The following is a 21,988-nucleotide window of genomic DNA, read 5'->3' on the forward strand; positions in this document are numbered from 1 at the left end:
AGCCACATGCCAGTGTGTGGCCGCAGCGTTGTCGGGGAAGGTGATGATCGTCGCATGGTCGTGCAGTTCCTTTGTCACGGCGGGACAGCGGGCCGCAGCAGGTCCTCCCGCGGCCGGGTATCGAAACGATGCATGGAGGGCGGCGGCAGAGCGCCGATCAGTGCATTACTGCAGCCAGTCCTGCGGGTCCACTCGTGTTCCGTTGCGCAGCAGTTCCATGTGCAGGTGTGGCCCGGTGGTACGCCCCGTGTTGCCGCTGCGGGCGATGGGATCGCCCCTGCGCACGCGCTGGCCTGGCTGTACCGCGAAGTCCTGCAGGTGCGCAAACAGCGACTGCCAGCCAGCGCCATGATCAATCACGACAACCGTGCCGTAGTTGGCGCCATCGGGATAGGCGTGGGTGGCAGCGATCACAGTGCCGTCGGCGGGGGCGAGCACGGCGGTGCCTCGGCGCGCGGCGAAGTCGGTGCCGCGATGGGCGCGCTGGCGGAAGTCGGAAACATGACCGAACACGCTGGTAACCCGCGCATTGGACAGCGGCGCAGCGAATGAAGGGGCTGGCGGCAGCGCGGCTTCCAGAACTGTTACTGATGTGACCGGCAATGGCAGCGGAAGAGACGGCGGCCCTGCCATCGCGGCGGCATGGACGGTGGCCAGACCGACCGTGCAGGCGGCGCCCAGCGCGACCAGCAGCAGGACGCTGGTGATACCGGGGCGGCGACCCGCATCGCCCTGCAGCATATGCTGCAGGCGTAGCTGGTGGCCGCCGAAATCGCGATGGGTCAGGGCACTGGCTGGCTGCTCTCCTGTAGCATGGCGAAGTGTCTGGATATAGGCGTGGGCCAACAGGCGGCCATCGTTGCTGGCGCCCCCCTCGGCCAGTGCACGCGCATCGCATTGCAACTCGGCGGCCAGCTGCACGCGCGCGGCAATGCGTCGTACGAACGGATTGAACCAGTACAGCGCACCGACCAGTCGCATCAATGCAGCGCGCTGGGGATCGCGGCGCTGCAGATGGGCCGCCTCATGGCCAATGACCAGGCGTAGCGTTCGATCCGGCAGGGCCAGGCTGGCCGCCGGCAGGATGATCTGTGGTTGCGGCCTGCACAGGGCAAACGGCGTGCCGTTGCCGGCTACAAAACGCAGCGCGACCCCTTTCTGCTGCAGCTCCCGCATGATCTGGCGCGATTGCGGTCCCGGCAGTTGCATTGACTGCAGCGGCTGACTCTCGCGCAACAGGGCGCGCAGCCGGAGGCTGGCCAACGCCCACCGAGCGAGGGCCAGCAGGGCCCCTGCGATATGGACGGTCAGCAGCAGTGGCGTCAGCCAGGCCATCAAGGGTTCGGTCGCCGCGAGTGCAGGCAGCTGCACGGACAGCAGTGCGCCGGTGCCGCTGTCCAGCGCAACCGGCAATGTGCTGGACAGCTCCTGCAGCGGCGCGGCCTGCATCGGCAGCATCAGCGCCAGCAAGGGGGGCAGCACAGCGCACAACCACGCCCCCAGCCAGAAACGCGCCGACGCATGCGAGAGCCCGAGCTGGCGCTGCAACAGTTGCGCGCCGTACCAGACCAGGCCAGCCCCGAACAGGCTTGCAGTGAGGCTGATCATCCACAGGCCGGTTGATGACAGGCTCATGGCTGGTCCTCGTCGCCCTGGAGCAGCAGCGCCTGCAGTTGCTCGATTTCCTTGTCGCTCAGCAGGCGGCTTTCGGCGAAGGCCTGGGTCGGCAGCGGCCCGTCGATCTCCAGTACGCGGCGAGCGAAGTCGGCACTGAGTGCGGCCAGGGTGGCCACCTTGCCGACCTGGGCGCTGTAGACATTCAGGCCGTGCTGGCTGCCCTCTTTCACCAGCCCCTTGTCGACCATCCTTTCCAGCGTCTTGCGCGTGGACGAATACGACCAGTCCAGTGCAGCAGCTGCCGCGTTGTGCAGTTCACGCGCACTGCAGGCGCCATCGCGCCACAGGCACTTCAGCAACTCCAGTTCGGCGTTCGAAGGTGTTGGGGGGCGGGGCATGGCCAGACCTGTGCGTGCGATTGATGTCGCGAGTGTGCGACATCTGTCGCATGCCATGCAAGAGGGGCATCGAAGCGCGGAAGTGCTGAGGTCAGTCGATCGCCATCCGGTCGATGTCGCACAACGGCGTTTCGCCGGGGCGCAGGGTCAATACGCGCACGCCGCTGCGGGTGACCGCCACGGTGTGCTCGAACTGCGCCGACAGCTTGCCGTCGCGGGTGTAAACCGGCCATTCGTCAGGCTGTTGGCGGATGGCCGGCTTTCCCTGGTTGAGCATCGGTTCGATGGTGAACACCATGCCTTCTTCCAGCACCATGCCGGTATTGGGATGGCCGTAGTGCAGGATCTGCGGTTCCTCATGCATCTCCTGGCCGATGCCGTGGCCGCAGTATTCCTTCACTACGCTGTAGCCGTGGCTGCGCGCATGGCGGGCGATGGCGTGGCCGATGTCGCCCAGCCGCGCACCAGGACGCACGGCGGCAATGCCTTTCCACATCGCCTGGTAGGTGGTCTGCACCAGCCTGCGCGCGGCGTAGTCGACCTCACCGACCAGATAGGTGGTGCTGGAGTCGGCAATGTACCCGTTCTTTTCCAGGGTGATGTCGAGGTTGACGATCTGGCCGTTGCGCAGCACGTCGGTGGTGCTGGGCACGCCGTGGCAGATCACGTTGTCGATCGAGGTGTTGAGCACGTAGGGGAAGCCGTACTGGCCCTTGCTGGCCGGCCGCGCCTGCAGTTCATCGATGATCATGCGTTCGACGAAATCGTTGATCTCCATGGTGCTACGGCCCTGCAGCGGCAGCCGGTCGAGTGCTGCGAACACCTGCGCCAGCAGGCGGCCGGATTCGGCCATCAGCGCGATCTCGTCGGGACGCTTGATGATCGCCATTGGCTCAGGCCTGGCCCGGCGGCAACAGCGGCGGCTGCACGCCCGCCGCCCGCAGTTCGTTGGCGACGATGTCCTGGAAGCTGAGCGTGGGGTTCAGCTCGCACAGCATGCCGACCCTGATCCAGAAATTGGCCTGGGCATTGATCGAGCGGCTGGAAACGGTGCAGGCACGGCGCAGTTGGTCGTGCAGGGTGTCATCGATGTTGACGATGCCCATGGGCGGTCCTGGAGGAGTTGATATACGAATCGTATACGTTTCGTATATCCACCTCAAGGCCAGGCGGTTCAGCTGGCGTCGGTGGCAAAGCGCAGGCGGTTGCCGTCCGGGTCGTGTAGCAGCATCTCCCGGCTGCCCCATTCGGTGTCGTGTGGCGGTTGCTCGATCGGCACGTTGGCGGCACTGAAGGCGCGGTGCAGGCTGTCGACGTCGTCGACGATGAAGTACACCGCGCCGCCGACCTCGCAGTCACCGCTGTGTTCGGTGAGGAAGATCGTCTGGCCGTCGCGGGTGAGCTGGGCGAACAGCGGGAAGCCGGGTTCGAAGCGGTGTTCCCAGTCAACCACGAAACCGAGCCCCTGTACGTAGAACGGCACGGTGGTATCGGCGTGGCGCATGCGCAGCTGGGGGATGACGGTCTGGGGCATGGCGGCGGCTCCTGGGGTGGGAACCCAGTGTAGTGTCGGCCGCTGGCCGGCATCCTCGTGAGCCCCGGAACAATGAGGTTGCCGGCCAGCGGCCGGCACTACCGACTCTGCCTGGGTCTGGTAGTTGCCAACCTTGGTTGGCATTGCCGGCCAGCGGCCGGCACTACCGAACCGAAGCCACGTCGGCCAGCGGCCGGCACGATCAACGCGGTCAGCAGGCCGTCGGCACCGAGGCCATCGCCGCCAGCAGCTCCCGGTTCACCTGCTGGTGCCGCGCCTGCCACACCGGCAGATCCCCGGCGCTGACGTCAGGCTGGCCATCCAGCGACGACAGCCAGCGCTTGAAGCGGCTCTGGTAGTGGGCCAGCGACACTTCGCCGGTGATGTCACTGCCGGCCAGGCCACCGGCGCGCAGCGCTTCGATCACCACCAGTGCGTGTTCCAGCTGGAAGCGGCCCTGGTCCCAGTTGCTGCGGGCGACGTCCTCGGCGAACACGTCCTTGTCGATCGACAGGTAGGTCGGCTGCGGCGACTTGGCCTGCTCGGCGGCGAATGCGGCGACCAGCGCCTCCGGATGCTCGAAGCGGCGGAATGCATGGCCCATGCCCAGGCGGTGACCCCAGCCCACGTCCACGTCCATGCACCAGTACGTCAGCCGGCCGCTCATCAGCGGGCGCCAGTGGTTCTCCCAGGCATGGCCGAGGCCGATGTCGCTGGAGGTGATGCCGAGCACGTGGATGTGCGAGATCTGTGGCAGCTTGCTGGCGGCGTTCACCCACGAACCGCAGTGCATGCCGAACGGGAAACGCATGTTGTCCGGATGGTTGTCCAGCACCACCAGCTGGAACGGCGCCTGCATGCGCATGCGCTGCAGCAGCGGCAGGCTGAGGTGATGGAAGTCGCCACTGCCGAGCATCACCGTGCCGAGCTGCGCGGGCAGCGGTGCCAGCACTTCAGTGGCGAAACGCTCCAGGGTCGCATTGCTGCAGGCGAAGCGCAGTGGATCGTGCCACTGCGACAGGGCCAGGGTCTGCGCTTGTGGCAGCGGCAGCACGCCACCGTCCAGGTCCAGGATCAGCGGGGAACGCAACGGCATCGTTCAACCGCCTCCATCAGGTTCGCCCTGCAGGTACGGTGCCAGCCTGCGCAGGGCAGCACGCAGCAGCGGGGAACGGGCGTGGATCGCATGCCGGGTGGAGGTGAAGCTGGCACCCAGTTCGGCCTTGATCCGCGAATCGGTCCAGCCGGCCACGTAGTGGCTCAGGCCGTGCTGCAGCGCGTACTCGAGGTTGTGCATCCAGCTCACCGCGTACAGGTTGTGCTCGCGCGATTGCGGATAGGCCAGGCCGATGTACTTGTCCACCAGCTTGCCGGCATGCACGTAGCACAGGTTCCAGCCGATCAGCTGGCCCTGGTGGCGGTACAGGAACATCCGTCCCTGGCCCTGGCTGTCGGCCAGAAGGTACTGGAAATAGGGCAGGTCGAGCTGGTCGAAATGCACCGCGCTCTGCGCGAACACGCCCAGGTACAGCGCGTACAGTTCGGCCTGCAGCTGCGGGTCGGCCAGCGCCGGATCACCAGTGGCGACGCAGTCGATCTGCAGGTCATCACGCGAGCGCAGCTTGCGCCGGATGTTCTTGCGGCGCGAGGACGACAGGCGGCCGAGATAGCCGTCGAGCGAATCGAAATCGATCGCCACCCAGGCCAGCGGCATGCCTTCCAGTTCAACGAAGCCGCGTTCCAGCAATGCCTGCAGGAACGCGCCGCTGTGTGCGTTGGCGGCGTCGTCCAGCAGCGGTGAATCGATGGCCAGGTCCTTGACCACCAGCAGGCGCGTATCGCCGGTCGCGTGACGCGTCACGTCCTCGGCCAGTGCCTGCGGCGCGACGTGCGCCGGCAGCGGGGTGTACTCGGTGCTGGTGGCACCGATGAAGCGGGTCTGCCAGGTGATCCACGGCCGCCACAGGCGCGACAGCGGCAGGCCGAGCAGCTTGCCGCGGAGTGCGTCGTCCATCGTGGTGGTCAGGTCCAGCGGCGCACGGAAGGTCGGCAGGCCACTGGGCAGGCGGCCTGCCTCGAAACCGAGCGGCGGGTGGGCCAGGAAGCCTTCCAACAGCGCGGCCGGTTCCAGCGCAGTGCTGGATGCACGTGACGTCATCTCCATCGGCACGGGAACCGGCAGCGCACCCGACCTCAGCCCTTGGCCTTGGTCAGCGCCTGGTCGAGCAGGGTGATCGCCAGGTCGATCTCTTCGTAGCTGATGTCCAGCGACGGCGCGAAGGTGATCACGTTCTTGTACCAGCCACCCACGTCGAGCACGAGGCCCATGCGCTTGCCGTCGTGCAGCAGGTCACCGGCCAGGCCGATGTCGACCATGCGGTCCAGCAGTTCCTTGTTCGGGGTGTAGCCGTCGGTCTGGCAGATTTCCGCACGCAGGGCCAGGCCCAGGCCGTCGACATCGCCGATTTCCGGGTGGCGCTTCTGCAGGCCACGCAGGCCGTCGAGGAAGTACGCGCCCTTTTCCGGCACGGTGCGCTCGTAATCCATTTCCTTGCCCAGCTTCAGCACTTCCAGGCCCAGGCGGGTGCCCAGCGGGTTGGAGTTGAAGGTGGAGTGGGTGGAGCCCGGCGGGAACACGGTCGGGTTGATCAGCTCTTCGCGCGCCCACAGGCCCGACAGCGGGTTCAGGCCGTTGGTCAGCGCCTTGCCGAACACCAGCACGTCCGGGGTCACGCCGAAGTGCTCGATCGCCCACAGCTTGCCGGTGCGCCAGAAGCCCATCTGGATTTCATCGACGACCATCAGGATGCCGTACTTGTCCAGCACGCGCTTGAGGCCGGTGAAGAAGTTGCGCGGCGGGATGACGTAGCCGCCGGTGCCCTGGATCGGCTCGACATAGAACGCGGCGTACTCGGCCTGGCCGACCTTGGGATCCCACACGCCGTTGTACTCGCTTTCGAACAGACGCTCGAACTGCCACACGCAGTGGTCGGAATACTCGTCCGGGGTCATGCCCTTCGGGCGACGGAACGGGTACGGGAACGGGATGAACATCGCGCGCTCGCCGAAGTGGCCGTAGCGGCGGCGGTAGCGGTAGCTGGAGGTGATCGACGACGCACCCAGGGTGCGGCCGTGGTAACCACCTTCGAAGGCGAACATCAGGCTCTTGCCGCCACGCGCGTTGCGCACGATCTTCAGCGAGTCTTCAATGGCCTGCGCGCCGCCGACGTTGAAATGCACGCGGCCGTCGAGGCCGAACTTCTCGTGCATGTCCACTGCAATGGTCTTGGCCAGCTGCACGCGGGTCGGGTGCAGGTACTGGCTGGCCACCTGCGGCAGGGTGTCGATCTGGTCCTTCAGCGCGTCGTTCAGGCGCTTGTTGCTGTAGCCGAAGTTGCAGGCCGAGTACCACATCTGCAGGTCGAGGTAGGGCACGCCCGCACCGTCGAACATGTAGCTGCCTTCACCGCGCTGGAAGATCTTCGGCGGGTCGACGTAGTGGACGGTGTCGCCGAAGGAGCTGTAACGGGCTTCGTCGGCCAGCAGCTGCGCGTCGGAGGCGGCTGCGTCGGCGTTCTTGTCAAAAATGTTCATGCAGTTCGGTTCCGTGAAGGACGTTCGAAAGAGGACAACAGGGGGCGTGCTTGGAAGGGAGTGCTCAGGCGGTGGCCAGCAGCAGCGGCAGTGCGGCAGGCTGCGGGCTGGCGTCGATGCGACGTGGCTGCAGCAGGCTGCCATCAAGCAGGCGCGGCAACAGTGCGATTGCATCGTGGAAGGTGTCGATGGCGGCATGCTCGATGCCGGCATTGCTGCAATGGGTGATCAGGCGACGCTTGGCGAACACGAAGTCGGCGTCTTCGGACACGCAGAAGTCCGAGCTGCCATCGCCGATCATCAGCACGCGCGGTGCTTCTTTGGCGCGTGCCTGTGCGGCGCAGGTGCATTTGCAGGTGCCGCTGCGGCAACCTTCGGCCTGGTAGGGCGATTCCAGTTCCCAATGGTCATCGCACCAGCGCAGGTGGTTGGCCACCACCGGCAGCGGCGGCAGGCCATGGTTGGCGAGGATGCGGTGGATCGCATAGTCCAGACCATCACTGACGATGCGCAGCGGCAGGCCGAGCTGGTCGGCACGGGTGACGAAGGCGGCGAATCCCGGATCGATCTGCACCTGGTCCAGGTGGGCATCGAGCGTGGCCGGGTCGAGCTTCAACAGCTGCACCTGGCCCTGCATGCATTCACGCGAACCGATCCGGCCGGCTTTCCACTGTTCTTCCAGGTCCTGCCAGCCCGGCTGGCCGTACTTCTCCAGCAGCGAGTCGATGACATCTTCGAGGCTGATGGTGCCATCGAAGTCACACAGGATGCTCCAGCGCATGGGCAGGTCCGTCGATGAAAGAAACGTCCGGCGCGATGCCGGGGCAGGCTCAATGTAGGCAGGCAGCCTTTCTCGTTCCTTTCCTGTTGAAAGCCCGCATTTCCGGTCGGGGAAAGCGTTCAGGAAGGTGCAGGGATGAATGCGTGTGGCGCAGGTCATGCCTGCGCCTGAAGGTCAGGCCCGGGCGAGTGCCTGCAGGATTTCGGCGGTGTCTTTACGGGTCTGCCAGGCGCTGTTGCCGAGCGTCAGCATGCGTGCGGCGAAGTCGCGCGCGTTGGGCATCGGGTCACCCGGCACGATGCCGCGCAGGTAGGTGTAGTCGGGCAGGGCATGGATGAACATGCGGCTGACTCCGAGCCCGCGCGGCCACAGCTCTTTCAGCACGCCATCGCGGGCCTGCTGGCTGGGCAGCAGCAGCATCAGCATCGGCCAGGTGCCGCCGGTACCGGCCAGTCCATCGACCACTTCCACCGCCGGAAGTTGCGCCAACTGCACCCGCAGTTGCAGGGCGCGCAGGCGTCCGGCCTGCAGGAAGGCAGGCAGGCGCCGCGCGGCATTGGCTCCGATGTTCTGCCGCCATCGGCTGACCCGGTGCTGCGGGATATCCAGCGCGAAGATGTCACCCACCGCTTCTTCGAGATCGCCACGCTGCAGCGCACGGCGTAGCGGATTGCCATACACCAGCGACAGCAACGGCGGGCGGTAGCAGGCGGCCAGGCCGAACAGCTGAACGCTGCGCAGCAGCTCCCACCGAAGGTTGAAACGCGTCTGCTCGGCGGCATGCTCGGCCAGTGCCGCGCGCAACGCATCGTCACGACTGACCAGCAGGCCGCCTTCATGCAGGCTCAGGCCCTTGCCAGCGGCGAGGCTGAAGAATCCGATATCGCCACGCAGGCCGACACTGCTGTTGCCGACCCGTGCACCCAGCGCCTGTGCGGCATCTTCGATCACCCAGGCGCCTGCGGCGCGCGCCACTTCATTGGCCAGATCCACATCGGCAATGCGTCCTCCCAGGTGGGTAGGCAGGATCGCAAGCGTGCGCGCATCGGCCAGCCGCTTGAGCTGGCCCGGATCGAAGTCGAAATGACCGCGACGGGTGTCGCACAGCTGTACACGCAGGCCCAGGCTGTGCACCGCGATCGGTACCAGTGGGCAGGTATAGGCCGGCATGATCACGGTATCGCGCCTGGGCGCGCGCCTGCGCAGCGTACGCAGCGCGATCAGCAGCGCGTGGGTACCGGAGCAGGTCAGCTGCAGCGGAGGGGTACCCAGTTGGCTGGCCAGGATCTCGCGCAGGTCGCCACCGCCGGGAAGGAAGTCGCTGGCCTGCATTGGCAGGCCAGCAGTGGGCGGCAGTTCGCGCGCGAACAGGCTCATCGCAACGCGCTCACGTCGTGGCTTCGGCAGGGCTGTGCGGGTCGTCCGCCTCGGCACGGCCGAGGCAGACGATGCCGGCCACGATCAGTACCGCACCGAGCAGATGATGCAGCGTCAGTGGTTCATTCAACAGCCACGCCGACAGCAGCAGCACGCTGATCACCTCCAGGTGCGAGGCCGCGAAGGCAGGTCCGATCGGCGCGTGGCGCAGCAGGCTCATCCAGGTGAAGAACGCGCCCACGTAGCCGAGGATCGCGCCGTACACCCAAGGCTGCGACAGCACGCGCAACAGCCAGGCGGTATTGGCTTCGACCGGCAGCGCGGCATCGCCGGCGTACTTGAAGCACAGCTGGGCCAGCGTATCGAAGGCCATCAGCAGCGGGAAACCGATCACATACAGGCGCCTCACGAGCCGGCCCCCACCACCGCCACGCCGGCAGTGACCAGCAGCATGCCGGTCACCCGCAGCGGTGTCAGTTTCTCGCGGAACAGTATGCGGCCGGCGATCATCAGCGCGACGATGTTGATCGAGCCGAGCAGCACGCCCTTGGACAACGGCACCAGTGACAGGAACGCGATCCAGGCGACGAATTCGAGTACATAGCAGGCGATTCCCAACCACAACCAGGGCCGGCTCAGCATGTGCTTCCAGCGCTGCAGGCCCTCTGCTTCATTCGGGTCGCTGGCGGCGGCCTTGAACGCAAGCTGGCCACCGGTATCGAGCACCACGTTGACCAGCCACAACAGCGTGGCGAGTGACCCCATTTCAGGCCACCGCCTTGAGGACGCCGCTGCGTTCACCGATCTCGCTGAAGAAGCGCGCGCTGCGACGGATCACGTCGCGCCGTTCGCGATCGATGGTGATCATGTGGTAGCTGTCTTCCAGCACCACCAGTTCCTTCGGGCCGCTGACCCGCGCCATCACCAGCTCGGCGTTGCTCATGCTGGCCACGTCGTCCTCGCGGGCGTGCATCACCAGACAGGGAGCGGTGACCTGGTGCAGGTGGCGGCGGGTCCAGTTGCTAAGGGCGCGCATTTCGGCCAGGGCATGCCAGGGGTTGCCAGGCAGGCCGGCGGCGGCGCTGTCGCCGGACAGCATGGCTGCGCTGACCTGCGCGCGCAGGCGCTCGTCACGCAGGCCGTAGGGCGGCTCTTCCATGAACATGCGATCGCGGCCGATGTTGAAGCGCTTGAACCACGGCAGCAGGAACGAGAAGCGGGCCACGGCCGGAATGTTCCAACCATCGTAGCGGAACGTGGCGCCGTATACGCCCACGCCGGAAACCCATTCCGGGCGGCGCGCAGCTAATGCCAGCGACAGTACCGCGCCCATCGACAGGCCGCCGACGAACAGCTGGTCAACCTTGCCGCGCAGGGTCGCTGCCGCATCTTCCACGCCCTGGTACCACTGTTCCCAGGTGGTCGCCAGCAGGTCGTCGACGCTGCCGCAATGGCCGGGCAGCTGCACGCCGTGCACGGTGAAACCGGCATTGTTCAGGCCCTTGCCCAGCATGCGCATTTCCGCTGGCGTGCCGGTCAGGCCGTGAACCAGCAGCACGCCCTGCGGGCCACCGGGGAGGAAGAAGTCGTGCGTTTCGGTCACCTGGCGGCTCCGGGGCGGCAGTGGGGATGGTCAGGATCGCAAGCGCGATTTTCACCAGCCTTTCAGCGCCCCGGACCGGGTCAGGGGGCCTTCAGCAGCGGCAGCGTGATGGTGACCTTCAGTCCGCCGCCGGCACGGTTGAGGAAGCCCAGTCGTCCACCGAAGTGCTCCACGGCCTCGTGGGCGATGGCCAGGCCCAGGCCGGTGCCGCTGGACGTGGTGCCCGGGGCGCGGAAGAAACGCTCGCCCAGCCGTGGCATCACGTCCTCGGGCACGCCGGGGCCGTTGTCCTCCACGTACAGCTCCACATCATTGTCGTCCAGCGCCTGCACGCCGACCGTGACGGTGGCGCCGCGGCCTGCATAGCGCAGGGCATTGTCGATAAGGTTGTCCAGCGCATCCTGCAGCAGGGCGCCGTTGCCGAGCACACGCAGCGGCTGGCTGCTGCCGCGGTAGCCGAGGTCGATGCCATCGCGGATCGCTTCCGGCACGCGGGTGCCCACCCATTGCGGCAGCAGGGTGCCAAGATCCAGCGCTTCGACGGTTTCCGGCACGGTCTGCGCGCGGCTCAGCGCCAGCAGCTGGGTGCTGACCCGCGCGGTGCGCTGGTTGAGCCGGCGGATGTGCTGCAGCGCCTCGCGCACGGTGTCCGGGTCGCCATGTGCCAGCGCCTGGTCCACGTGCAGGGCCATGCCGGCCAAGGGCGAGCGCAGCTGATGCGCGGCATCGGCGATGAAGCGGTTCTGCAGCGTGATCATCTCCGCCTGGCGGGCGAACAGGCCATCGATGGTGCTGATCAGCGGTTGGATTTCTTCCGGCACGTCGGCATCGGAGATCGGCGCCAGCTCGCCACGGCGCTGTGCCAGGCGGGTGGTCAACGGGGTCAGGATGCGCAGGCCATAGGTCACGCCGAACCAGACCAGCGCCGCGGTACCCAGCGCCAGCATGGTCATCAGCGGGATGATGATCATCAGGATCTCGCGCGCACGCTGTCGGCGGTCGGCCATGCTCTCGGCCACGGTCACCGCCAGCTGGTCCTGCGGGTCGTTCATCGCCTGCGTGCAGACGGTGGCCATGCGCACCTGCTGGCCGTTGAGGGTACCGTCGTAGAGCGCAGGATGCACACCGGTGCAGTCCTGCGAAGGAGCGTACGGGCTGAAGTCCGCATTGCCGCTGAGCGTACCCATGCGGCTGCTGTCGACGTTGAAGTAGCGATGGCCGTCGGGGTCGTACTCGATCAGGAAGCGCGCCTGCGGAGACAGGTCGCTGGTCACCGGCATGGTGCTCAGCATCTGTGCGAACGAATGCGTGTCGTCGATCAGGTTGCGGTCATGGATGCGATTGGAATAGTCCAGCGCAACGTAATAGGCAAGGACCGTGTTGAAGATCAACAGGCCCAGCATCGGCAGCGCCAGGAAGGCGAGCAGGCGCCGGCGCAGGCTGGGCGGGCCACTGATCACGGCGTGCTGTCGTCCTGCGCGTCTTCCAGCATGTAGCCCAGCCCGCGTACGGTGCGGATGCCGATGCCGCCGGGTTGCAGCTTGCGGCGCAGGCGATGCAGGGCGATGTCCAGGCCGTTGTCGGTCAGGTCCTGGCCCCAGTCGCACAGCGCTTCGACCAGCTGTGCGCGCGAGACGATGCGTTCGGCACGCACCGCCAGTGCGGACAGCAGGCCGAATTCGCGTGCGGTCAGCTCCAGCGACTGCTCGTCGATCCACACGCGGTGTCCGGCCAGATCCAGCCGCAGGCGGCCGATGCGCAGGTCCGGGTTGCCATTGCTGGTGACCCGGCGCAGCTGCGCACGCACGCGCGCCTCGAATTCGTCCAGCGCGAACGGCTTGACCAGGTAGTCATCGGCGCCAAGGTCGAGCACCCGCACGCGTTCGGCCAGGCCGTCACGGGCGGTCACCACCAGCACTGCCAGGCCATCACCGCGCTGGCGCAGGCGCTGCAGCACGTCACGGCCGTCCAGCTGCGGCAGGCCCAGGTCCAGCACCAGCAGCGCGTACTGGGTCGAGCCCAGCGCGGCATCGGCGTGCGCGCCGTTGTCGACGTGGTCGACCACATGGCCCTGCCGGCGCAACGAGGCGCACAGGCCGGAGGCGATGTCCGGGTCGTCTTCAGCAATCAGAACGCGCATGCGCGTGGGCTCCAGTAGCAGTCAGGCCGGCCGGATGATCGCGGTGGGCCTCTCGGCTGCCGAGGGTAGCCGCAAACCGGGTGAAGGGGGAGCGCGCTGGCGCTTGCAGGCGCCGCCGCGCTGTCCTTCCATTCAGTCCTGCAGGCCGGGCTCGCCCTGCGCCAGCGGCACCCGCGAGCCATCCAGCAGGCCCCGGCTGAGCGTGCCGTTCTCGATGAACAGCAGTTCGCCGTTTTCACCGTTCTTGATGCTGCTGTCGATGGCGATCACGCGGTCGCCATGGAAACTGCTGACGTGCGGCATCGAGGTGTGGCCGACCACGATGCGCTTGAGCTGCAGGCGATCCAGCACCGCCTGTACGCCCTGCGTATCGAGGCGGCCATCGAAGTAGCCGCGGTACCAGATCGGGCTGGTCTTGCCGTCATACAGCGGCGCGGTGGCCGGGTCGGCCTTCACTTCGGCCTTGGGCAGGCCCAGCGACGCCTGGTAGGCCGCATTGGTGCGAGCCGGTTCCAGCGCCAGCTCCACCGCCTCGGGCGAGATGCCGCCATGCAGGAACAGAGTGTCGCCGATCTTCAGCAGTACCGGGCGGGTGCGCAGCCACTGCCCGATCACCGAATCGGCACCGTACAGCTGCGGGTAGCTGCGGCCGAGCAGCTGCGCGCTGCGCAGGTACTTCGGATTGACGTAGCGGAGGTCGTCGTACAGCACCATGGTTTCGTGGTTGCCCAGCACGAAATGCACCGCGCCGCCGGCGGCGGCCGCCTGCTGCTGCAGGCCGTACAGCAGCCAGAACGCCTCGGTTACCTGCGGGCCGCGGTCGAACACATCGCCGGCGACCACCAGCGTGTCCTTGCCCAGTGCCCAACGGTCCTGCGCATCGATGACCTGGTGGGCGCGCAGCAGGCGCACCAGCAGCCCGTACTGGCCATGGATGTCGGACAGCGCGACGATGCGCGGCGCAGCCGGAAGCACGGAGGCCGAAGGCGCGTTCGGTGCCGCCACATGCACGGTGTGCCCGTAGCCACAGCGCGCTGCGATATCGGTGCCTGCAGTGCCCATGGCAAGTGTGCGCGACTCGACCTTGTCGGCGCAGATCCACTTGGCTTGCAGTTGCTCGCCCTGGCGGAACACATAGGGGCCATCGGCGTCCACATGGGCGGCGGGGGCCGCGACCTCGCGTGCCTGCGTGGTTGCTGCGGCGCAGGCCAGCACCGGCAGCAGCAGGGCGGTCAACAGGGAAGGGCGATAGCGCGACATCGGCAGCATCCGGCAGCGGAAAGGCCTGATCCTAACCGGCGTGGCCGGGCGGCGGTGTGCGCGAACGGGCGGGTCAGCTGCTGCCGCTCCCGTCCTTGAGCTTGCGCACACGGGTGGCAGAGGCTGGCAGCGGTTCGCCATCGCGACCGCGTGGCTGCATGTAGGGCAGCGGTCGCCGTGTGCTCGACTCGATCAGCTGGGAGTGCGCTTCACCGGCGCCGAAGCGGTGGCGCTCGCCCCACTGGCGCAGGGCGACCAGCAGCGGGAACAGTTCCAGGCCAGCGGCGGTGAGCACGTATTCCTGATAGGCCGAGCCGTCGGAGGCGGGCTGCAGCCGCAGGATGCCTGCTTCGACCAGCCGGCGCAGGCGGTCGCTGAGGATATTACGGGCCGCACCGAGGCTGCGCTGGAAATCGCCAAAGCGGGTGACGCCATCGAAGGCATCACGGATGACCAGCAGCGCCCAACGGTCACCGAGCAGATCGGCGCTGCGGGCAACGGGGCAGGGGCTGTCGGCGTGCATGGTGGACCTCTCTGATGTGGTTGCAGTTTAAAACCAATGGCAGTAGCCTGCATCAAGTTTCAAATTGCAACTACATCATGACTGCAGCACCCATCCCACGCCCCCTGCTGGTCCTGCTCGCGGTTGCCGCAGGTGCCAGCGTTGCCAACGTCTATTACGCACAGCCATTGCTGGAACGCCTGGCACAGGCCTTTGCGCTGGACCCCGCGCTGGCCGGGGCGGTACTGGCAGCGACCCAGGCGGGCAGCGTGCTGGCCTTGCTGGGCCTGCTGCCATTGGCCGACAGGGGCGATCGCCGGCGCCTGCTACGCCTGCAGTTGATGGCGCTGGTGGTCGCATTGCTGTGGTTGGCGGCCGCGCGAACGGCCGTGTGGCTGTTGTCGGGCATGCTTCTGGCCGGCCTGCTGGGCACCGCGCTGACCCAGGGGTTGATCGCCTACACCGCATCGCTGGCACCGGCTCAGCAGCGCGGGCGCGTGGTCGGCATGGTGCAGGGCGGTGTGTTCATTGGCCTGCTGCTGGCGCGTGTAGTGTCCGGCGTGGTGGCGGCCGCTGTTGGCTGGCGCGCGGTCTATCTGCTGTCGGCGGCGCTGATGGCGGCGTTGGCAGTGCTGCTGTGGCGGCGTCTGCCGGCGGTGCCGGTACCGGTGGTGCCGCCGGGCTGGCGTGCCTTGATGGGGTCGATGCTGGGCATGCTGCGCGATGACCGGACGCTGCGTGAGCGCGGTCCGTTGGCACTGTTGCTGTTTGCCGGCCTCAATGTGTTCTGGGCGGCAGCGCCACTGCCGTTGTCGGCGCCACCGCTGCACTGGTCGACTGCCGCCATCGGTGCGCTGGGCCTGGCTGGGGTGATCGGTGCGCTGCTTGCGGCGCGGGTCGGGCACTGGATGGACCGTGGATTCGCGCATCGGGTCAGCCTCGGCGCGCTGCTGCTGATGCTGGTCGCGTGGTGGCCGCTGCTGGGGTTGCCGCATTCGGTGGGCATGCTGTTGCTGGGCGTGGTCGTGCTCGATCTGGGCGGGCAGGCGCTGCATGTATCGAACCAGGCCCTGTTGCTGCGCGCGCCGGGCGAACAGCATGGGCGCCTGGTGGCGCTGTACATGCTGTTCTATGCGCTGGGCAGTGGTGCTGGTGCAGCGGCCGGGCCCTGGATGCAGGCGCGCCATGGCTGGCCGGCGGTATGCCTGCTGGGCGCCGGCATCGCGTTGCTGGCGCTGCTGTGGTGGGCGGCGTGGCGGATACCGCGCCGTACCGCAATGTAGCGACGCGCGCGCCCGGGGTTGCCGCTACCGCTGCAATGCCCGCCGCCCGGGGGCTTCCTGCAGTGCATCGCTGGCCACCACCACTCGGTTGCGGCCACTGCGTTTGGCCTCGTACATCGCCGCGTCGGCACGGGCCATCAGCCGCTCGTAGTCCGGATGACCATCATGGCCGGCGACACCGATGCTGGCGGTCAGGCTCAATACCTGGCCGTTGGCCAGCGGTACCGGCGATTGTGCGATCTGCCGGCGCAGGCTTTCGGCAATCACTGCCGCCTGTGATTCGCTGGCGGCGACCAGCACCACCACGAATTCCTCGCCACCGTAGCGGAACAGATAATCGCTGCCACGGGTGAGCTGGCCGAGCACCCCAGCCACATGCTGCAGTGCGCGGTCACCCGCATCGTGGCCGTGGCCGTCGTTGATCGCCTTGAAATGATCCAGGTCGAGCAGCAACAGCGAGAACGGCGTACGGTTGCGTGTAGCCAGCTCGATTTCCCGGCGCAGCACGGTCGGCAGGAAGCGGCGGTTGAGCAGGTTGGTCAGCGCGTCGCTGCCGGCATCGAGTTCGCCGATGCGCTCGAACAGCAGGGTCATCAACGTGCGGATTGCGGCCAGGTCCTCGCGGATCGCTGGCAGCACTGTAAGCCGCTGCGCAGGATCATCGGCGGCGGCCCGCTGCAGGCAGCCGTCGATACGCGCCATCAGCTGGTCGACCTGCTGTGTCTCGCTGCTCTCGCCGAAGCTGGGAATGCCCTTGTGGGTGAACCACAGGCCAAATTCGGAAGTGGCCAGGCTGGCGCCGTCGCTGCCCTGCACATGGCCGGCCAGGGCGTAGAGCAGCGCGTTTTCCCAGTCCAGCAGCAGCGCGCGCTGGCGCTCGCGCTCGGTGCTGACGTTCTGCACCAGCGAGAACAGCCGGTACGCAGCATCGGCGCGGGTGGAGCGTTCGCGGGCATGGGTGTAGGCCAGGGTCATGCCTTCCATGGCGATATCCATGATCGCGCTGAGGCAGTCGATGGCGGCGAACGCAGTGTCGCTGTCCGGCGCATCGTCGCGCAGGCGCACGAACAGTTCATGTTTGAGCACGCGTGCGCCACGGGTGACCAGGTCGACCGGAATGCCGACGCGGGCGTGCACGTCGCCGATGATCCGTTGCGAGGCCACCGTGTTGGCGATGCCGCTGGCATCGGTGGTCAGCAGCTGCGCCAGCCAGCGCTGCATGGCCGGCTGCAGGCGCTGCTTGACCTGGTCGTGGGAAAGGAAACGGCGCGCACGGGTGTCCTGCAGCAGCACTTCGTAGAAGCGTTGGGCCAGGGCCGGTGGGGCATCGGCGGCCGCGGCATGCAGCAGCGCGGTGGCGGCAGGGCCGGCCTGCAGCAGGCACTGCTGCCAGGCCTCGGCCAGCGGCTGGCTGGCGTCGTCCAACTGGGGTGGTTCCACGTCGATCTCTGATTGCGTACGGCAAACCACGGGTATCGGCCGTGGCGGCGTGCGGTTGATGGCGGGCTAGCCGACCAGTTTAAGCGCGATGCAGGCTTGCGCGGTGCGCAAAGCACATCGGCACGGCTGCGGCAATGCGTGAACGCATTTGAGAATCACTCGCATTGATGGGAGAATGCGCGCACGGATCGGGCTGTGGCTACCTGCAGCGGCGCTCCGCCTCCCCTCGTCGTTGCCTCAAGCCCTTTGCCAGAGGCCCCGTTGCCCTGCCAGAAGGTCCAGATCATGTCCCGAGCCGTTGTCCCTTCGCCGCGCCCGCTGGCGCTCGCCGTTGCCGCCCTGCTGGCCGGCAGCGCGCTGACCGCCCACGCTGAAACCGACGCCACCGATATCGACACGGTGCATGTCACCGCTTCACAGATCGCACGGCAGGCGCTGGGCACCTCGACCATCACCGCCGAGGACATCGCCAAGCGGCCGCCGGCCAACGACATCGCCGAACTGTTGCGGACCATGCCAGGTGTCAACCTGACCGGCAACAGCGCGTCGGGCCAGTACGGCAACAACCGCCAGATCGATCTGCGTGGCATGGGCCCGGAAAACACCCTGATCCTGGTCGACGGCAAGCGCATCGGCGCGCGTGATGCTGTGCGCATGGGCCGCAGCGGTGAGCGCAATACCCGCGGTGATACCAACTGGGTGCCGGCGGAAATGATCGAGCGCATCGAAGTGCTGCGCGGCCCTGCAGCGGCGCGCTATGGCTCCGGTGCTTCCGGTGGCGTGGTCAACATCATCACCAAGCGCCCGACCGGCGATCTGACCGGTGCGGTCGACCTGTATGGCCTGGTGCCCGAGCACAGCGCCGAAGGCGGCAGCGAGCGCGTCGGCCTGCAGCTGAGTGGGCCGATGACCGACACCCTGTCGTTCCGCTTGTACGGCAATCTCAACAAAACCGATGCCGACTCACTGGACCTCAACCGCCAGTACGCCACCAACCCCAACGCAGTGCCGCCAGCCGGCCGCGAGGGCGTCAAGAACCGCGACGTCAACGCGCTGCTGCGCTGGGACGTAACCGCCAACCAGGTGGTCGAGTTCGAAGCCGGCACCAGCCGCCAGGGCAACATCTATGCCGGCGACCGCGCCGTCAGTACCACCGGCACCTCGACACCGATCGATCTGGGGGCTTTGGCCGAGCAGCAGGCCGAGACCAACCGCATGTACCGCAATACCGGCGCGATCACCCATCGCGGCCGCTGGGGAGACGTGACCTCGCGGGTAACGGCGGCAGTGGAAGCGGTGAACAACTCGCGCATCAATGAAGGCTTGGCCGGTGGCCCGGAAGGCAGCTTCAACGGCACCGACTGGTCGACCTCGCGCCTGCGCAATTACCAGCTGGACGGCGAAGTGAGCTTCCCGACCACGCTGGGCGGTGCCGAGAACATCTGGACGCTGGGTTTCGAGTACCTGGACAGCCGTCTGACCGACCCGTATTCGATGAGCCAGTCCAGCAGCAGCGGCGGCGGCTTCCCGGGGCTGTCGGCCGACCGTGCGCGCGGCAAGGCCGATGCGCAGACCACCGCTGTATTCGTGGAAGACAACATCTATCTGGGCGAGCGCTGGATCGTTACCCCGGGCCTGCGCTTCGACCATCACAGCCAGTTCGGCAACAACACCAGCCCCAGCTTCAACGCGCAGTTCCGTATCAACGGCGACTGGGTGGTGAAGGGCGGCATCGCGCGTGCGTTCAAGGCGCCGAACCTGTACCAGTCGAATCCGGACTATCTGTACTACACCCGTGGCAATGGCTGCCCGAACGCACTGCCGAGCCTGGGTGCCGGCTGCTACATGCGCGGCAATGCGGACCTGAAGGCGGAAACCAGCCTGAACAAGGAACTAGGCATCGAGTGGGCACCGCAGAGCGGCTGGCAGGCGTCCTTGACGTACTTCCACAACGACTACAAGGACAAGATCCAGGCCGGCTACACCCAGATCGGGCTGACTGCCGATACAAAGGGCCGCATCTTCCGCTGGGAGAATGCACCGAAGGCGATCGTGCAGGGGCTGGAAGGCAACCTGGTGATTCCGCTGCTGGGCGAGCAGGGCAACCGCCTGAAGTGGAGCAACAACTTCACCTACATGGTGGAGAACGAGAACAAGAGCACCGGCCAGCCGCTGTCGGTGATTCCGAAGTACACGATCAACACGATGCTGGACTGGCAGGCCACCGACAAGCTGTCGCTGCTGCTGACCGGCACGTTCTATGGCAAGCAGAAGCCGGCTACCACCAACATCAACAATGATCCGCGTTGCACCGGCACCTGCGATCCGTCGATCGCACTGCAGGATCGCGGTGCGTACAACATCTGGGGCGTGAGCGCACGCTACAAGGTGACCGAGACGGTCAGCTTCGGCTTCGGCGTCAACAACCTGGCCGACAAGCGCCTGTTCCGCGAGGCCAACAGCAGCGATGCCGGCGCGGCCACCTACAACGAACCGGGCCGCGCCTACTGGGCCAGCCTGCGTTTCGGGTTCTGAGCACACGCGGGTAACGGCCCGCTGCGTTCGTCAGGCATGGCCTGGCGCTACGGGGTAGCGCCGGGCCGTGCACGATGGTATCGCCCAGCAATCCGCGCCCCGGTAGCGCCGGGCCATGCCCGGCGAAGGTATCGGTGGCCTGCAATGTTATAAACACCGTGATAGTTTCCCAACGCCCTCCGGCGTAGCCTGCCTCCCATCGCAAAGGAGCTGTTGCCATGGGCCACGACCACGATCACCTGCCGTCCGAGATCCGCCACGAGAAACCCTTGTGGTGGGCACTCGGCCTGACCTCCACCTTCCTCGTTGTCGAAGTGGTGGGTGCGTTCTGGACCAACAGCCTGGCGCTGCTGTCCGACGCCGCGCACATGGCCACCGACGCTTTGGCGCTGATGATCGCGCTGGTTGCGGTGAGGCTGAGCCGGCGCCCGCCGGATGCGCGTCGCACCTACGGCTATGCACGCCTGGAAGCGCTGGGCGCGATGATCAACGGCGCGATGCTGTTCGTAGTCGCTGGTTACATCCTGTGGGAGGCGGTCGGGCGCTTCCGCGAACCGCAGGAGATTGCCTCCTCCGGCATGCTGGTGATCGCCGCCGCGGGCCTGGTCATCAATCTGATCTCGATGCGCCTGCTGCAGGCCGGTAGTGGCGAGAGCCTCAACGTGAAGGGCGCCTACCTGGAAGTGTGGGCGGACATGCTTGGCTCGGTGGCGGTGATTGCCGGCGCGTTGTTGATCAAGTGGACCGGCTGGAAGCCGATCGACCCGATCCTGGCGGTACTGATCGGCCTGTGGGTGCTGCCACGTACCTATGTGCTGATGCGCGAGGCGATCAACGTGCTGCTGGAAGGCGTGCCCAAGGGCATGGACGTGGCCAAGGTGCGCGACAGCCTGTCAGATCATGCCGCCGTGCTGGACGTGCATGACCTGCATGTGTGGGCGTTGGCCTCCAGCACCCCGGCGCTGACCGCGCACATCGTGATGCGTGATGGAACCGACGCTGATTCACTGCGTCGAGAGCTGGGCGGCCGCCTGCACGATGACTTCGGTATCGAGCACGTGACGCTGCAGATCGAGGCGGATCATTGCGGTGAAGCCTGTGGCGAGCCGGCGCCGGCCAAGGGCGGTGAGCACGAGGGCCATGAAGGCCACGACCACGGCGAGGACGCGCAGGGCCACCGCGGCCACGTGCATCGCTGATCGAGGATGGCGACCGCGCTGGATGATGCCCGGTGCGGTCATTCGCCCCGCCGTGAGGCCAGCCGATCCGCCAGCCGGGTCGGCTCCGGCAGCCGGTAACCGCGCAGCGTGCGCTGCACCCAGTCCAGCGCAGTATCGGCGCTGACCCGATGGCCACCGGCCACGAACAGCGGCTTGCATTTCACCTTGCTGCGCAGCACCCAGCCGAGCTGCTCGTTACCGTCCAGCAGCGGCGTATGCGCGCCGGCGTCTGTGCCCGGTTCGACGAAGCGGCCCACCAGTTTCGACTTGGCGACGCCGATGCTTGGCAGGTCGGTGACCACACCGAGGTGAGCGGCCACCCCCAGCCGGCGCGGGTGGCTGATGCCATGGCCATCGACGAACACCAGGTCCGGCGTGCGCGGCAGCAGCGCCAGCGCGGCCAGCAGCGCCGGCAACTCGCGGAAGCTGAGCAGGCCGGGGATGTAGGGCATCACAGTAGGGATGCGCGCGATTTCCTGCGCCACAGGCAGCAGCGTCTTCGCATCCAGAAGTACCGCCGCAGCACGGGTGGTGGCGCCGTCATCCTCGAAGCCAACATCCAGCCCGGCCAGCCAGCGCACCGTGCGTGACAGCCGGTCCTGGCGTTCCACGCGACCGGCCAGCTGGATCTGCTGCTCGCGGGCGGCGGCGACGCTGCCTTCCCAGCGTCCGGGGTCGATCACCGTATTCATTGGTTGCAGCAT

At 67.0% G+C, this 21,988-nt stretch carries 22 protein-coding genes; 3 read left to right on the plus strand and 19 right to left on the minus strand.

Going from position 1 to position 21,988, the window contains the following annotated elements; genetic code table 11:
- Positions 1-165 precede the first annotated feature (165 nt).
- The 17 genes from ACZK2G_RS06515 to ACZK2G_RS06595 form a co-directional block, all read right to left on the minus strand.
- Positions 166-1,635, minus strand: a complete 1,470-nt coding sequence (locus ACZK2G_RS06515; protein WP_478474988.1) for a peptidoglycan DD-metalloendopeptidase family protein — start codon at positions 1,633-1,635, stop codon at positions 166-168.
- Positions 1,632-2,015 (minus strand): BlaI/MecI/CopY family transcriptional regulator, encoded by a 384-nt coding sequence (locus tag ACZK2G_RS06520; protein WP_046983251.1) that lies wholly within the window; start codon positions 2,013-2,015, stop codon positions 1,632-1,634. Before ACZK2G_RS06520 ends, ACZK2G_RS06515 begins: the two co-directional genes overlap by 4 nt.
- Positions 2,016-2,106: 91 nt before the next feature.
- Positions 2,107-2,898: a type I methionyl aminopeptidase gene (gene map / locus ACZK2G_RS06525; RefSeq protein WP_478475563.1), complete on the minus strand. Its 792-nt coding sequence runs from the start codon at positions 2,896-2,898 to the stop codon at positions 2,107-2,109.
- A 10-nt stretch (positions 2,899-2,908) separates the two neighbouring features.
- Positions 2,909-3,121, minus strand: a complete 213-nt coding sequence (locus tag ACZK2G_RS06530) for a ParD-like family protein (protein ID WP_478474990.1) — start codon at positions 3,119-3,121, stop codon at positions 2,909-2,911.
- A 68-nt stretch (positions 3,122-3,189) separates the two neighbouring features.
- The gene (locus ACZK2G_RS06535; protein ID WP_046983248.1) at positions 3,190-3,549 is read right to left on the minus strand and encodes a bleomycin resistance protein; all 360 of its coding nucleotides are present in this window, start codon (positions 3,547-3,549) and stop codon (positions 3,190-3,192) included.
- A 211-nt stretch (positions 3,550-3,760) separates the two neighbouring features.
- Positions 3,761-4,645, minus strand: a complete 885-nt coding sequence (locus ACZK2G_RS06540; protein ID WP_046983247.1) for a hypothetical protein — start codon at positions 4,643-4,645, stop codon at positions 3,761-3,763.
- 3 nt (positions 4,646-4,648) lie between these two features.
- Positions 4,649-5,713, minus strand: coding sequence for a GNAT family N-acetyltransferase (locus ACZK2G_RS06545; protein WP_088481105.1), 1,065 nt, complete (start codon positions 5,711-5,713; stop codon positions 4,649-4,651).
- 29 nt (positions 5,714-5,742) lie between these two features.
- Positions 5,743-7,143, minus strand: coding sequence for an aspartate aminotransferase family protein (locus ACZK2G_RS06550; protein WP_046983245.1), 1,401 nt, complete (start codon positions 7,141-7,143; stop codon positions 5,743-5,745).
- Positions 7,144-7,207: 64 nt separating this feature from the next.
- On the minus strand, positions 7,208-7,924 hold the full coding sequence (locus tag ACZK2G_RS06555) for an MtnX-like HAD-IB family phosphatase (RefSeq protein ID WP_478474992.1): 717 nt from the start codon (positions 7,922-7,924) through the stop codon (positions 7,208-7,210).
- A 174-nt stretch (positions 7,925-8,098) separates the two neighbouring features.
- Positions 8,099-9,301 (minus strand): DegT/DnrJ/EryC1/StrS family aminotransferase, encoded by a 1,203-nt coding sequence (locus ACZK2G_RS06560; protein ID WP_046983243.1) that lies wholly within the window; start codon positions 9,299-9,301, stop codon positions 8,099-8,101.
- 10 nt (positions 9,302-9,311) lie between these two features.
- The gene (locus ACZK2G_RS06565; protein WP_041864489.1) at positions 9,312-9,710 is read right to left on the minus strand and encodes a DMT family transporter; all 399 of its coding nucleotides are present in this window, start codon (positions 9,708-9,710) and stop codon (positions 9,312-9,314) included.
- Positions 9,707-10,066, minus strand: a complete 360-nt coding sequence (locus ACZK2G_RS06570; protein ID WP_012510464.1) for an EamA family transporter — start codon at positions 10,064-10,066, stop codon at positions 9,707-9,709. Before ACZK2G_RS06570 ends, ACZK2G_RS06565 begins: the two co-directional genes overlap by 4 nt.
- 1 nt (position 10,067) lies before the next feature.
- On the minus strand, positions 10,068-10,904 hold the full coding sequence (locus ACZK2G_RS06575) for an alpha/beta hydrolase (RefSeq protein WP_046983242.1): 837 nt from the start codon (positions 10,902-10,904) through the stop codon (positions 10,068-10,070).
- 80 nt (positions 10,905-10,984) lie between these two features.
- Positions 10,985-12,364, minus strand: coding sequence for a sensor histidine kinase (locus ACZK2G_RS06580; protein ID WP_046983241.1), 1,380 nt, complete (start codon positions 12,362-12,364; stop codon positions 10,985-10,987).
- Positions 12,361-13,044, minus strand: coding sequence for a response regulator (locus tag ACZK2G_RS06585; RefSeq protein WP_004150098.1), 684 nt, complete (start codon positions 13,042-13,044; stop codon positions 12,361-12,363). The genes ACZK2G_RS06580 and ACZK2G_RS06585 overlap by 4 nt, the downstream gene beginning before the upstream one ends.
- Before the next feature lie 132 nt (positions 13,045-13,176).
- On the minus strand, positions 13,177-14,304 hold the full coding sequence (locus ACZK2G_RS06590; protein ID WP_136638303.1) for a metallophosphoesterase: 1,128 nt from the start codon (positions 14,302-14,304) through the stop codon (positions 13,177-13,179).
- A gap of 73 nt (positions 14,305-14,377) precedes the next feature.
- Complete coding sequence (locus ACZK2G_RS06595) at positions 14,378-14,827, minus strand: winged helix-turn-helix transcriptional regulator (RefSeq protein WP_136638302.1); 450 nt, start codon at positions 14,825-14,827, stop codon at positions 14,378-14,380.
- Between the two features lie 77 nt (positions 14,828-14,904).
- Here ACZK2G_RS06595 and ACZK2G_RS06600 point away from each other — a divergent pair, with 77 nt between their 5' ends.
- On the plus strand, positions 14,905-16,089 hold the full coding sequence (locus ACZK2G_RS06600) for an MFS transporter (RefSeq protein ID WP_136638301.1): 1,185 nt from the start codon (positions 14,905-14,907) through the stop codon (positions 16,087-16,089).
- Positions 16,090-16,113: 24 nt separating this feature from the next.
- Here ACZK2G_RS06600 and ACZK2G_RS06605 read toward each other — a convergent pair whose 3' ends face one another.
- Entirely contained in the window at positions 16,114-17,529 is a 1,416-nt protein-coding gene (locus ACZK2G_RS06605) for a GGDEF domain-containing protein (protein ID WP_253077679.1), read from the minus strand.
- A gap of 285 nt (positions 17,530-17,814) precedes the next feature.
- On the opposite strand from ACZK2G_RS06605, the gene ACZK2G_RS06610 reads away from it, so the two are divergent.
- Together ACZK2G_RS06610 and ACZK2G_RS06615 are read left to right on the plus strand one after the other, a co-directional pair.
- Positions 17,815-20,064 carry a TonB-dependent siderophore receptor gene (locus ACZK2G_RS06610; protein WP_136638299.1) on the plus strand — a complete coding sequence of 750 codons (2,250 nt, stop codon included), beginning with the start codon at positions 17,815-17,817 and terminating at the stop codon, positions 20,062-20,064.
- Between the two features lie 218 nt (positions 20,065-20,282).
- A complete protein-coding gene (locus ACZK2G_RS06615; protein ID WP_478474994.1) occupies positions 20,283-21,263 on the plus strand; it encodes a cation diffusion facilitator family transporter in 981 nt (326 codons plus the stop codon).
- Between the two features lie 38 nt (positions 21,264-21,301).
- On the opposite strand, the gene nfi is transcribed toward ACZK2G_RS06615, so the two are convergent.
- Positions 21,302-21,976, minus strand: a complete 675-nt coding sequence (nfi, locus tag ACZK2G_RS06620; RefSeq protein ID WP_136638297.1) for a deoxyribonuclease V — start codon at positions 21,974-21,976, stop codon at positions 21,302-21,304.
- Positions 21,977-21,988: the final 12 nt, after the last annotated feature.

Source organism: Stenotrophomonas sp. 107298_Sma, from assembly GCF_056480345.1.